The following is a 12704-nucleotide window of genomic DNA, read 5'->3' as shown; positions in this document are numbered from 1 at the left end:
CGCGAGCAGCGCCACCACCAGCTCCACCGAGCGCGGCAGACACACCGCGACCAGGTCCTCCGGCCCCACACCACCCCCGACCAGCAGGTGCGCCAACCGGTTCGCCCGCTCGTTCAACTCCCCGTACGTCACACCACCCGACGCGTCCGACACCGCCACCGCACCCGGCGTCCGCACCGCCTGCGCCTCGAACAGCTCCGGCAGCGTCACCGCCGGCACCTCACGCGCCGTGTCGTTCCACCCGAACAGCACCAGCTCCCGCTCCGCCTCGCCCAACACCTCGACCCGACGGAGGGGGGTGTCGGCGGGGGCGGCGGCCATCGCCAGCAGGGTGTTGCGGAAGAGCGCCACCTTGGCGCGGTTGGTGTCGTCGCTGTAGAGCTCGGGGTTGACGTCCGAGGCGATGCCGATGAGGCCGTCGGTGGAGTTGTCGTAGAGCGACAGCGAGAAGTCGTTGAAGTGGCCGCCGCCCAGCGGCTTCAGCCGGACCGAGCAGTTGCCGAAGGCGAGGTCGTAGTCGAACGGCATGGCGCTCATGACCAGGCTGAACAGGTTGCCGCGGCCGACCAGCCCGAGGTCCCGGAGGATGTCCTCGTAGCGGTACCGCTGGTGGCGCAGCGCGGTGCGGATCGCGGTCCCGACCCGCCGGACGAGCTGCTGGAGGGTGAGGTCGTCCGACACGGCCACCCGGATCGGCAGCATGTTGGCCGCCATGCCGGGGACGTCGAGTTCCTGGCGGCTCCGGCCGAGGACGGGGACGCCGATGACGACGTCCTCGACGCCGGTCAGGCGGTGGAAGCAGAGCACGGAGGCGGCGATGGCCAGGCCGGAGACGGTGGTCCGCAGACCGCGTGCGGCCGTGCGGAGGTGCGCGGAGGTCTCGGCGTCGACGGTCTCGGCGTGCCGGGCCAGGGTGTGCGGGGTGCCGACGGGCGGGCGTCCGCCGCTGAGGCTGGGCATGTCCGGGCGGTCGGCCAGGGTTTCGGCCCAGTAGGCGCGGTCCTCGGCGAAGCTCGCCGAGGCGCGGTACTCGGTGTCCTTGTCCAGGAGGGTGTCCAGCGGCACCGTCCGCGGCTCGGGCACCGGACCGCCGGCCGCGAGGGCGGTGTAGTGGGCGGCCACCCGCGAGGCGACGATGGCGCCGCTGAAGCCGTCGGCGGCGATGTGGTGGCCGCGCTGGTACCAGAGGTGGCGGTCGGCGGCGACGCGGAACAGGGCGTAGGTGAAGAGGCGGTCGCGGTCCAGCCGCATCGGCCGGGCCAGGTCGGCGCGCATCCAGGCCTCGGCGGCGGCGACCGGGTCGCGCTCGGCGCTGACGTCGAAGGTGTGCAGCGGCCAGTCGTCCGAGACGGCCACGTACTGGCGCAGCGAGGTGCCCGATCCGGTGAAGCGCACGTGGAGGGGTTCGACCCGTGCGGTGATCTCCCGCACGGCCCGCTCGAACAGCTGCGGGTCCAGGTCCCCTTCGATCTCCAGGCACTGGGCCACGCTGTAGACGGGGTTGTCCGGGTCGAGTTGCTGAGCGTTCCAGATGCCTCGCTGCGCGGCAGAGAGCTCCTTGTACGCGACGCCGACTTCTGACGTGCTCATACCACTCCATCGTCCCGTTGTGAGCGTGTTTCCACGCGTGCGTGCGTGCGGGGCCCGGGGTCGTCCGGCCTCGGGGCAGGGGCCTCCCGCGGGAGGTGCCGGTGCCGGGAGGCCGCCGCGACGGCAGGCCGAGGCCTCGGCCGGACCCTTCGGAGGAGGGGCGGCCGGGCGCGGAATCGGGCGGGCGACGGGGGGCGCGGGCGGGCCGGACGGCGGCCGCTCCGGCGCCGGGCAGCCCGAACCGCCCCCCTCGGGGAAACCGGAACCGCGGGAATCCCGGGCGGCCGGTCATGGTCTGTCCGCTTTCGGATCAATCCTGGCGCGGACCGGCCGACGCGTCAGTGAAGCGCCGGCGAAAGAAGTGTGGAGAAAACGGCGGGCATTGACGCAGAACCCCCCCTGCGTGGAATGGGCCGACGGCCCCGCCCGCGAATCGAAGGACCCTCTTCGGTACATCCGGCGAGACCATTCCCGCCACAACGCTCACACATTGACTTTCCCCCGTATTGCCGACACTTCGCCACGCGAAGCGCACATGATGAACCATGCGCGGCGATCGCCGCTCCCGCGTCCGGATGGCAGACTCGGCCAACATCCGACGGGCTCCTGAGCAGGCGTCAGGACAGTAAAGTCGATCTTCAGAAGCCCTGCAATGTGAGCCCGGTCACAGGAAAACTGCGATTGCGGCGTCTATGCTGGTCACTCGCAAGCCTGCAGAACACGCTTGCTGCACACGTCGGGGGACAACGGGGTATGATGAACAGTTTCCGACCCATTTCAACAGGGTCCACAGCAATCCTTCTTTTCGGGGCCACACCTCTCTGAAATCTGTCCTGAACATGTCATAAAGCCCATCGGCCCCCTTCCGTCCGAAGGCCCGCCGAGGCGTTTATCAGGCAGTCTTTTCCCTTTTTCCGGATATCGACGCCGCGATTGTCGCGCGTCGCACTTCGGCGTGCCCGGCAAGTCCCGGTGCGCGCCGGAAAAGGGCTGAACACGCATGCCTCCGACCGTGCGGCAGGGGCCGGTCCGCGATGTCCGCGGACAGGCGCGCCCACGGCGGGGACGCCGTTCGACGCGAAAGGAACGCACCCTCGTGGATCCTGCTTGTACCTACCTGCTCGTTTGCGCCGGCTGCGACTGGCGGAGCTCCGACGACGGGCTCTGCCTGAGCTGCCCGCGATGCGGGGACGACACCCTGCTGCGCAGCGAGTACGCGGAACAGCGGTTCACCGTCACGCCGGAGCGGTCCGGCATCTTCCGCTACGGCTGGCTGCCGGTCCGACGCGAGGTCGACGGCTCCCACCGGCCGGCCGTCTACCGGAGCGAGGGCCTCGGGAAGGCCCTCGGCCTGACCGACCTGTGGATCTCCTTCAGCGGGTACTGGCCCGAACGCGGCTGCCGGATGACCTCCGGTTCCTTCAAGGAGCTCGAGGCCTTCGCGGTGCTGGGACGCACCCCCGAACAGGCCGGTGTGATGGTCATCGCCTCGGCCGGCAACACCGCGGCGGCCTTCGCCGCGGCCCGGAGCGAGGGAGTCCCCCGGCTGCTGGTGGTCCCGAGCCGGGCACTGCCGGCCGTGGCGGCCGCCGACGCGGGGTCGGCGGACGTCCAGGTGGTCGCACTGGAGGACGCCACCTACAACGACGCGATCGACTTCAGCCGGAAGCTGATCGCCTGCGGTCCCGGGTTCTTCGCCGAGGGCGGGGTCCGCAACGTCGGCCGCCGCGACGGGCTGGGCGTGGTCGCCCTCGCCGCCTTCGAGGAGATGGGGGTCCTTCCCGAGGTCTACGTCCAGGCGGTGGGAAGCGGCGCCGGGGCGATCGCCGTCCACGAGGCCGCCGAGCGCGTCATCGCCTCCGGTGCCGCCGACGGACAGTCGGTCCCGCGGATGCTCCTGTGCCAGAACGCGGACTTCGCCCCGCTCGACCGGGCGTGGCAGGGGCAGCCGGAGGACCCGGCGCGGGCCGCGGCACCGCTCGACCTCTACGCGCCGGAGCTCGCCAACGCGACGCCCCCCTACCTCGTCGGCGGCGGTGTCCGGGACGTCCTGCGCGCCGGCTCCGGCGACATGCTGGTCGCCGGCCGCGCGGAGGCGGAGGCGGCCAGGGCGGTGTTCGAGGAGCTGGAGGGCATCGACATCGAGCCGGCGGCCGCCGTCGCCGTGGCGGCGCTGCGCGACGCCGTCCGGGACGGGCGGCTCGCGCCGGACGCGACCTGCCTGCTCAACGTGACGGGCGGCGGACGCCGGAGGCTGTACGCCGACGCCCCGGCCGCCGCGCCGCGGGCGTGGCTGGTCTCGCGCGGCGACTCCCCCGACGAGGTCGCGGCGCGCGTGCTGGACGCCTTCGCGACCGGCAGCCGACCGCGCGCCGTCGCCTCCGTGCGCTGAGCCGGAACCTCCGAGCCGAACCGTCAGAAGGGAAGTGGGCCCGTTGGGCAACCGCACCGTGGCAGGGTCGTCCCTGCCCCTCGACGTCCGGGACCTGCACGAATCGCTGGGCTCCCCGGTGAGCGCGTCGATGAACTTTCTCAACGAGGTGTCCCAGGACTACCCGGACGCGGTGTCCTTCGCCGCGGGCCGGCCGTTCGAGGGCTACTTCGACCTCGACGACGTCCACCGCCACCTCGACGTCTACCGCCGCCACCTCTCCGAGCGTTTCGACGGTGACGAGGCGAAGGTCCGGCGCACCGTCCTCCAGTACGGCCGCACCAAGGGCGTCATCCACGAACTGGTCGCGGCCCACCTGGCCGTCGACGAGGGCATCGTGGTGGACCCGGAGGCCGTCGTGGTCACCGTGGGCTGCCAGGAGGCGCTCTACCTGACCCTGCGGGCGCTGCGCGCCACCCCCGAGGACGTGCTGCTCGCGGTGACGCCGAGCTACGTCGGGGTGCACGGGGCCGCCCAGCTCGTCGACATGCCGCTGCTCCCGGTCCGGGAGTCCGCGGCGGGCGTCGACCTGGCGCACCTCACCGCCGTGGTGCGGGAGGCCAGGGCGGCGGGCCGGCGCCCGCGGGCCCTCTACCTCGTACCGGACTTCGCCAACCCCGGCGGGGTGCGGATGAGCCGGGAGGACCGGCTGCGGACCCTGCGGGCCGCCGCGGAGCTCGACCTCCTGGTGCTGGAGGACAACCCGTACGGCCTGCTCGGCGACCCCGACGGGCCCCCCACCATGAAGGCCCTCGACACCGACGGACGCGTCGTCTACCTCGGCTCGTTCGCCAAGACCGGGCTCCCCGGCGCCCGGGTCGGCTACGTGGTCGCGGACCAGCCCGTCACCGGCCCGCGGGGCGGGGCAGGCCTGCTGGCCGACGAGCTGGCGAAGATCAAGAGCATGACGACGGTGAACACCTCGCCGATCGCCCAGGCCGTCATCGCCGGGAAGCTGCTGGAGAACGGGCACAGCCTGCGGGCGGCCAACGCCCGCGAGCGGGAGACGTACCGCGCGAACCTCCGGCTGATGCTGGACGGCCTGGCCGCGCGGTTCGGCGCCGGACAGGTGCCCGGCGTCTCCTGGAACACCCCGAGCGGCGGGTTCTTCCTGCTGCTCACCGTGCCCTTCGCGGCGAGCGACGAACTGCTGGAGCTCAGCGCCGGCGGGCACCGCGTGCTGTGGACGCCGCTGCACCACTTCTACGCGGACTCCGAGCCGCGCCACGTGATGCGGCTGTCCTTCAGCCACCTGCTCCCCGCGGAGATCGACGAGGGGCTGGACCGGCTGGCCGGCTTCGTCCGGGAGCAGGCCGCGGCCGCCGCGCGGTGAGGCCGGCCCGCGCACCGCGGGCCCCCGGGGTGCCATCGAGACCGAGGCTGAGAGGAAAGACGTGCGCCCAGCACACCAGTGGTTGCGAGTAGTGAAACCGTCGGCGGAGCCCCGCACCCGGATCGTCTGCTTCCCGCACGCGGGCGGCGCGGCGAGCTTCTACCGGGCGTGGGGGCCGTCCCTCCCCGACGACGTGGAGCTGCTCGCCGTGCGGTACCCGGGGCGGGAGGACCGGCTGCTCGAACCGCCCGCGCGGACCATGGAGGCCCTGGTGGCCCCGGTGGTCGCCGAGTGCCTCCCGCTGCTCGACCGGCCGCTGGCGTTCTTCGGCCACAGCATGGGCGCGTCGGTCGCCTTCGAGGCCGCCCGCCGGCTCCAGGAGGCGCACGGCGCACGGATCACCGCCCTGTTCGTCTCCGGGCGGTCCGGCCCCGGGCGGGAGAGCGTCCCGGAGCAGTCGTACGCGACCGCGCCCGACCGGGAACTCGTCCGGCACCTGAAGGAGCTGGGCGGCACGGAGACGGCCGCGCTGGACCACCCGGACCTGCTGGAACTGGTGCTCCCGGCGGTCCGGGCCGACTACCGCATCGTGGAGGAGTACCGGGCCGATCCCGCCGGTGCCGTCCTGGACGTCCCCGTCGTCGCGTACTACGGGGACGAGGACGCCGACACCGACGCCGGGTCGGTGGCCGCGTGGGCCCCGGTGACGCGGGCGTCCTTCACCGCGCGGGCCTTCCAGGGCGGGCACTTCTACCTCACCGACCAGCAGGCCGGCCTGCTGCGGGACCTGCTGTCCCGGCTCGGCGTCCCGGCCGCCCACTGAACCGAGGCCGCCGCGAACCCGCGGCGCCGTCACCACCACCGCTAAGGAAGACGACAGTGACGAACCCGTTCGAGAACAACGACGCCCCGTACCTGGTGCTGCGCAACGCGGAGGGGCAGCACTCGCTGTGGCCCGCCTCCGTCGAGGTGCCCGCCGGCTGGGAGACCGCGTTCGGCGAGGCCGGCCGCCAGGAGTGCCTGGACTACGTCGAGGCCAACTGGACGGACATGCGCCCGAAGAGCCTGGTCGAGGCCATGGCCGCCAACTGAGCACCGCCGCACGTCCGTTCGCTGCCCGGGGCGGCCCGCCCCGGGCAACGGACGGCACGCCACCCGAGCCTGCGCGGCCGGCGCGCCCGCCCCGCGCCGGTGGAGCCCTGCGACATTTCCAAGGAGAGAATCACGTGAGTGGGTCCGCGGTCTACGGCAACCTCGGCATCGAGTACGTCGAGCTGTGCGTGGACGACATCGAGGCCGGCACGGCCACCTGGGTCGGGCAGTACGCGTTCCGGGTCGTCGCCCCGCAGGTGGCGACCGGAACGGGCCTCAGGAGCACCGCCCTCGCCCAGGGGGACGTCACGCTCGTCCTCACCGAGAGCCGGGACACGGACCACCCCGCCGGCGCCTACACCGCGCGGCACGGTGACGGGGTCTCCGACATCGCCCTGCGGGTCCCCGACGTGACCGCGGCCTTCGCCGAGGCCACCCGGCGCGGCGCGCGGCCCGTGGCCGCCCCGGCGCCGCACCCGGCGGGCGGCACCACCGCGACCGTCGGCGGCTTCGGCGACGTCGTGCACACCTTCGTCCCGGACGACGGCGCCGCACCGCCCGCGCTGCCCCACGGACTGGTCGTCGACCCGTCCGCCCTCGCCGCCGCGCGCGAGGTCGCGCCGCCCGTCGGCCTCCTGCGGATCGACCACTTCGCCGTGTGCGTCGACGCCGGCGAGCTCCAGTCGACCGTCGACCACTACAACCGGGTCCTGGGCTTCGACACCATCTTCGAGGAACGCATCGTCACCGGTGCCCAGGGGATGGACTCCAAGGTCGTCCAGAGCCCCTCGGGAACGGTGACCTTCACCGTCATCGAACCCGACACCACCGCCGACCCCGGGCAGATCGACGAGTTCCTCGCCCGCCACGGCGGCGCGGGCGTGCAGCACATCGCCTTCTCGGTGGAGGACGCCGTGCGCTCCGTCACCGCCCTGTCCGAGCGCGGAGTGCGGTTCCTGACCGCCCCCGGCTCCTACTACGACCTCCTCGGCCGGCGGCTGACCCCGAAGAACCACCCGCTGGAGGACCTGCGCCGGTGGAACCTGCTGGTGGACGAGGACCACGCCGGCCAGCTGTTCCAGATCTTCACCCGCTCCACCCACCCCCGCCGCACCCTCTTCTTCGAGGTCATCGAGCGCCTGGGCGCGGAGACCTTCGGGAGCTCCAACATCAAGGCGCTGTACGAGGCCGTCGAGCTGGACCGGGCGAAGCAGGGCGGTGCCGCGCGGTGACCGCCCCCTCCTTCCCCACCCCGGCGGTCCGCGACGAGCCCGCCGCCCGGTGGCAGCGCGAACCCGCCTGCCTCCAGGACCTGGAGCGGGCCGCCGCCGCGGTCCTGCCGCCGGACATCTGGGACTTCGTCGCCGGCGGCAGCGGCACGGAGTCCTCGGTGCGCGCCAACCGCGACGCCTTCGACCTGCTCCACCTGGTGCCGCGGGTCCTGCGGGACGTCGCCGACTGCGTCACCGCGTCCCCGCTGCTGGGCCGGGACGCCGCGGCGCCGATCGCCGTCGCCCCGATGGCCTACCACCGGCTGGTGCACCCGGACGGCGAACTCGCCGTGGCCCGCGCGGCCCGGGACGCCGGCGTCCCCTTCGTCACCGGGACCCTGAGCAGCTACCCGCTGGAGGAGATCGCCGCCCAGGGCGGCCGGCTCTGGCTCCAGCTGTACTGGCTCAACGACGAGGCCAGGCTGTTCGACCTCGTCGACCGGGCCGAGCAGGCCGGCTGCGAGGCGCTGATGCTGACCGTGGACCTGCCCTGGATGGGACGCCGGCTGCGCGACGTGCGCAACCAGTTCACCCTGCCGCTGGACGTCCAGGCCGCCCACCTCGGTGACGGCTCGGCCTCCCGGGCCCACGCCCAGCGGTCCCGGACGTCCGCGGTGGCGGAGCACACCAAGGCCTTCATGACCGCCTCGCTCTCCTGGCGGCACATCGAACGGCTCCGCGAGCGCACCGGACTCCGGCTGGTCCTCAAGGGCCTCCTCGATCCCCGGGACGCCCGGCAGGCGGCGGACCAGGGGGTCGACGCGATCGTCGTCTCCAACCACGGCGGGCGCCAACTCGACGGCGCCGTACCGCCGATGGCGGTGCTCCCGGAGATCCGGGACGCCGTGGACGGCCGCTGCGAGGTCCTGGTCGACGGCGCGGTGCGCACCGGCAGCGACATCGTCAAGGCCCTGGCGCTCGGCGCCGACGGCGTCCTGGTCGGCCGCCCGGTGTTCTGGGGCCTCGCCACCGGCGGCCAGGCCGGGGTCGGCGGCGTCCTGCGCATGCTGACCGAGGAGCTGCGGGACGCGCTCGGACTGGCCGGCTGCGACTCGGTCGAGGCCGCGCGGTCCCTGCGCGTGGTCACCTCCGCGCCGTTGCGGACGGTCTCCGCGCCGCACGGGTAGCCCCGGGGGCCCCGGCCCCCACCCGACCCGACGCTCCGGGCGCCACCGACCCGAGGACCACTGCCATGGATACAGCGCTCCCGTTCCCCTACCCGCCCGCCCGACCGGTCGGGCCCTTCCCCACCGGCGGCCGGCCCGCCGCGCCGCTGCACCTGCTGCGCCGCCCCTCCACCGCCGAGGGCTTCGCCCTGGACACCACCGCCCCAGAGGAGCAGCACTTCGTGCTGTCGGCCGAACTGCCGGACGACCACGAGCTGTTCACCGACGGTCCGGGCACCTTCCACGACGTCCTGTTCCCGGCGGAGACGATGCACCAGGCGGCGCACTTCATCGCCCAGCAGTACTTCCGGGTCCCGGCCGACCGGCCCGAGGCCTTCGCCTCCAGCAGCGTCGACGTCCTGGACCTCTCGCCGTGGCGCCGCACCGGGCGGGCCGCCCACCTCGCCATGGAGCTCACCCTGACCCCGGGCGACGTGGTCAACGGCGTCCCGCGCGGCCTGGAGTGCGTGGCCCGGGTGGCCATCGACGGAGTGAACTGCGGACTCAACCGGACCAGGCTGGTGTTCGTCATGCCCGGGGTGCACCGCAGCCACCGCGCCCGGGGCCGGCGCGAGAGCCTGAACGACTCCTGCGCGGTGTCCGCGCCCGGCGCGGACGGGGCGCTGCGCCCGGCCCGCGTCGGACGGAGCGACCCGCGCAACGTGCTGGTCGGTCCGCCGCTCAGGGTCCTCGACGGGGAGTTCCTGCTGCCGGTCGACCCGGCCCCGGAGCACGGGCTCTTCCGCGCGGCGGCCGGCGGCCCGATCCCCGGGTCGCTGTTCCTGGAGGCCTCCCGGCAGGCGTCCCTGCTGGTGGCCGCGGAGCTGCACGGCTTCGAGCCCGGCCACGCCGTCCTGACCCACTGGCGGACCTCCTACCGGGGCCTCGGGGACACCGACCTGCCGCTCGCCTGCACGGTCTCCTCCCGCCGCCCCACCCGGGACGCGGCCGGCCGGCCGGTCGCCCGGATGCGGGTCGCCTTCAGCCAGGGCAGCCGGGTCGTCGCCAGTGCCTCCGCCTCCCTCCTGCAGGACTGCTGAACCCGGCCGATCGAAAGGACCATGTGATGCGCTTCCGGATCCTGGGGCCGGTCTCGCTGTCCCCCCGCACGCCGTCCGCCGCCAAACCGCGCGCGCTGCTCGCGACCCTGCTGGTGCGCGCCGGGGAGGTCATCTCCTCGGACAGCCTGATCGACGAGCTCTGGGGGACCGAACCGCCCCGCACCGCGACCACCACCCTCCAGGTGTACATCTCCCAGCTGCGCAAGCTGCTGGCCGAGGGCAGACCCCCCGGGCTGGAGACCGAGGAACTGCTGCTCACCCGGTCCCCGGGGTACCTGCTGCGGGTGCCCGAGGAGGACTTCGACCTGGCCCGCTTCGAGACGCTGCGGGTGGCCGGCCGTACCGCCTACGAGCAGGGCGACTTCGCCGCCGCCTCCCGGCTGCTGCACGACGCGCTGGCGGTGTGGACCGGCCCGGCGCTGTCCGGCGTGCCGCACGGGGTGCGCCTGGAGAGCACCGCCATCCGGCTGGACGAGCTGCGGATGGAGTCGCTCGACCAGCGGATCCGGGCGGACCTGCGGCTCGGCCACCACCGCAAGCTCGCCGGGGAACTGATGGCGCTGGCCACCGAGCACCCGCTGCGGGAGGCGCTGCACGGCCACCTGATGGTGGTGCTGTACCGCACCGACCGCCAGTCGGACGCCCTGCGGGTCTACGCCAGGCTGCGGCGCTCGCTGGTCGAGGAGCTCGGCGTGGAACCCGGGCGCTCGCTCAAGCGCCTCCAGGAGCGGATCCTGCGCTCGGACCCGTCCCTCGACTGGAGACCTCCCGAGCCGGACGGCGGGTCCGTCGCCCGGGCCGCCTCCCCGACCACCGGGCCGCTGCGGGGGCTGCCCGGCGGGACGGAGAGGCTCATCGGACGCCACGAGGAGACCGCCTCGGCCGAGCGGATGCTGCGCGGCGAGGCCGGCCGGCCGCCGGTGCGGCTGGTGGCGGTGGCCGGACGGGCCGGCGTGGGCAAGACCGCGTTCGCGGTGCAGCTGGCCCGGCAGGTCGCGGACGCGTTCCCGGACGGCCAGGTCCTGGTCCGGCTGCGCGGGCCGCTCGGCCGGCCGCTGACCGCCGACGAGGCGACAACCGCCCTGCTGCGCGGGCTCGGTGGGGGCGACCACGGCGCGGCGGACCAGGTCCCGGCGGACCGCGGGCAGCTCACCGCGGCACTGCAGCGCACCTTACGGGGGCGCCGGCCGCTGCTGGTGCTCGACGACGCCGGCTCGGAGGAGCAGATCCGCCCCCTGCTGTCGGCGGTCGGCGACTGCTCGGTGATCGTCACCGGCCGGCGGATGCTCTCCGCCCTCGACGGCGCCCGGCACCTCGTCCTCCAGCCGCTGCGCCCGGACGAGGCGATGGAGATGCTCCACGTCGCCGGCGGGGAACTGATGGCGGCCGACCCGGTGGCGGTGGCGGAGATCGCCGGGCTCTGCGGCCACCTGCCGCTGGCCCTGCGGGTCGCGGCGGCCTCGCTGGTCGCCCGTCCGCACACCACCGCCGAGGGCCTGGCGGCCCGGCTGCGCGACGAACGGACCCGGCTGGAGCGGCTGCGCGAGGGCGACCTCGACCTGCGGGCCTGCCTGATGACGGCGTACCAGGAGGCGCGGCCCGAGCAGCAGCGGGCGTTCCGGCTGCTGGGGCTGGCCCCCGTGCCCGACTTCGCGCTGTGGACGGTGGCGGCGCTGCTCGACGTCGAGGCGCCGGTCGCCGAGGAGCTGGTGGAGGGCCTGGTCCGCGCCCAGCTGCTGGAGACCAGGCCGCAGCCGGACGGGCAGGTCCGCTACGGCTTCCACGAGCTGCTGCGGGTGCTCTCCGGGGAACTGCGCCAGCAGGAGCGCACGGACTCGCTGCGCGCGGCGACGGCGCGGCTGGGCGCCGCCTACCTGTCCCTCGCCCGCCGGGCCGACGCGCTGCTCACGCCCGGCCGCAGCAGGCAGCCCGAGGAGCCGGCCGCGGCGCCGCCGTCCGGCGCGGGCGGCCGGGCACCGGCGCCGTGCGCGCCGCTGGCCTGGTTCCGGCAGGAGGCCGCCGGGCTGGTGCAGTCGGTGCGGCTGGCGCACGCGGCCGGGCTGTGGCCCCTGGTGTGGGAGCTGGCGGGCAGTACCGCCGGGTACTTCCAGACCTGCGCGGTCTGGGACCAGTGGGAGACCTCCCACCGGCTCGCGCTGGACGCCGCGCGCCGGGCGGGCTCCCCGGCCGCCGAGGCGGCGGTGCTCCACTCCCTGGGCGACCTCGCCTGGCAGCGGCGCGAGGCGGACCGGGCGCTCGGCCGGTACGGCGAGGCCCGCCGGCTGTTCGGCCTGGCCGGAGACCGGCTCGGGGCCGCGCGCTGCCGGATCGGCGAGGCCGACGTCCTGCTCGGCCGGGGCCGCCTGACGACCGCCGCCCGGCGGTACGGCCGGGCGCTGGCCCTCTGCTCGGCCGGCCACGACCTGCGGGGGGTCGTGGCCGCGCTGGGCGGTCTGGCGATGGTGAACCTGCACCAGGGGCTCCCGCTCGGCGCGCTCCGGCTGCTCGACGAGTGCGGGAGGGCCGCCGAACGGCTCGGCGACCGCCGCTGGGCCACCTACGCCCGCCGCACCGCGGAGCGGATCGCCGGTCCGGACGGGCGGGCGGCCGCCGTGGAGGTCCGCCCGGGCATGTGGCTGCTCGACCCGGGCCGCCCGTCGTTCGCCCCGGCCGGCGCCGGGCGGACCGGCGATCCGCTCGCCCGGCAGCTCCCCCAGCGGCTCTGAGCCGCGCTGAGGGCCGGCCCGCGCGGGCCGGCCC

At 74.6% G+C, this 12704-nt stretch carries 9 protein-coding genes; 8 read left to right on the top strand and 1 reads right to left on the bottom strand.

The features are described from left to right. The coding region (locus ACFVHV_RS41200; RefSeq protein ID WP_380358671.1) for a condensation domain-containing protein at positions 1 to 1590 on the bottom strand (1590 nt) is incomplete at its 3' end. Between the two features lie 1096 nt (positions 1591 to 2686). On the opposite strand from ACFVHV_RS41200, the gene ACFVHV_RS41195 reads away from it, so the two are divergent. The 8 genes from ACFVHV_RS41195 to ACFVHV_RS41160 all read left to right on the top strand — a co-directional run bounded on the left by ACFVHV_RS41195 (position 2687) and on the right by ACFVHV_RS41160 (position 12670). Further along, positions 2687 to 3982 (top strand): cysteate synthase, encoded by a 1296-nt coding sequence (locus ACFVHV_RS41195; protein ID WP_359897600.1) that lies wholly within the window; start codon positions 2687 to 2689, stop codon positions 3980 to 3982. Positions 3983 to 4025: 43 nt separating this feature from the next. After that, on the top strand, positions 4026 to 5354 hold the full coding sequence (locus ACFVHV_RS41190) for a PLP-dependent aminotransferase family protein (protein WP_380358668.1): 1329 nt from the start codon (positions 4026 to 4028) through the stop codon (positions 5352 to 5354). 91 nt (positions 5355 to 5445) lie between these two features. Then, complete coding sequence (locus ACFVHV_RS41185; protein ID WP_380358665.1) at positions 5446 to 6177, top strand: thioesterase II family protein; 732 nt, start codon at positions 5446 to 5448, stop codon at positions 6175 to 6177. Positions 6178 to 6233: 56 nt separating this feature from the next. Then, the gene (locus ACFVHV_RS41180; protein WP_359897597.1) at positions 6234 to 6446 is read left to right on the top strand and encodes an MbtH family protein; all 213 of its coding nucleotides are present in this window, start codon (positions 6234 to 6236) and stop codon (positions 6444 to 6446) included. 134 nt (positions 6447 to 6580) lie between these two features. Further along, entirely contained in the window at positions 6581 to 7678 is a 1098-nt protein-coding gene (hppD, locus tag ACFVHV_RS41175) for a 4-hydroxyphenylpyruvate dioxygenase (protein ID WP_359897596.1), read from the top strand. Continuing rightward, on the top strand, positions 7675 to 8844 hold the full coding sequence (locus ACFVHV_RS41170) for an alpha-hydroxy acid oxidase (RefSeq protein WP_359897595.1): 1170 nt from the start codon (positions 7675 to 7677) through the stop codon (positions 8842 to 8844). The genes hppD and ACFVHV_RS41170 overlap by 4 nt, the downstream gene beginning before the upstream one ends. A gap of 65 nt (positions 8845 to 8909) precedes the next feature. After that, complete coding sequence (locus ACFVHV_RS41165; RefSeq protein WP_359897594.1) at positions 8910 to 9923, top strand: AfsA-related hotdog domain-containing protein; 1014 nt, start codon at positions 8910 to 8912, stop codon at positions 9921 to 9923. Between the two features lie 26 nt (positions 9924 to 9949). After that, the gene (locus ACFVHV_RS41160) at positions 9950 to 12670 is read left to right on the top strand and encodes a BTAD domain-containing putative transcriptional regulator (RefSeq protein WP_380358661.1); all 2721 of its coding nucleotides are present in this window, start codon (positions 9950 to 9952) and stop codon (positions 12668 to 12670) included. Positions 12671 to 12704: the final 34 nt, after the last annotated feature.

Source organism: Kitasatospora sp. NPDC127116, assembly GCF_042677365.1.
In the GTDB taxonomy this organism is placed as follows: domain Bacteria; phylum Actinomycetota; class Actinomycetes; order Streptomycetales; family Streptomycetaceae; genus Kitasatospora; species Kitasatospora lactacystinica.
Note: the sequence above shows the minus strand (reverse complement) of the source record. Positions and strands in the feature narration are given on the sequence as shown.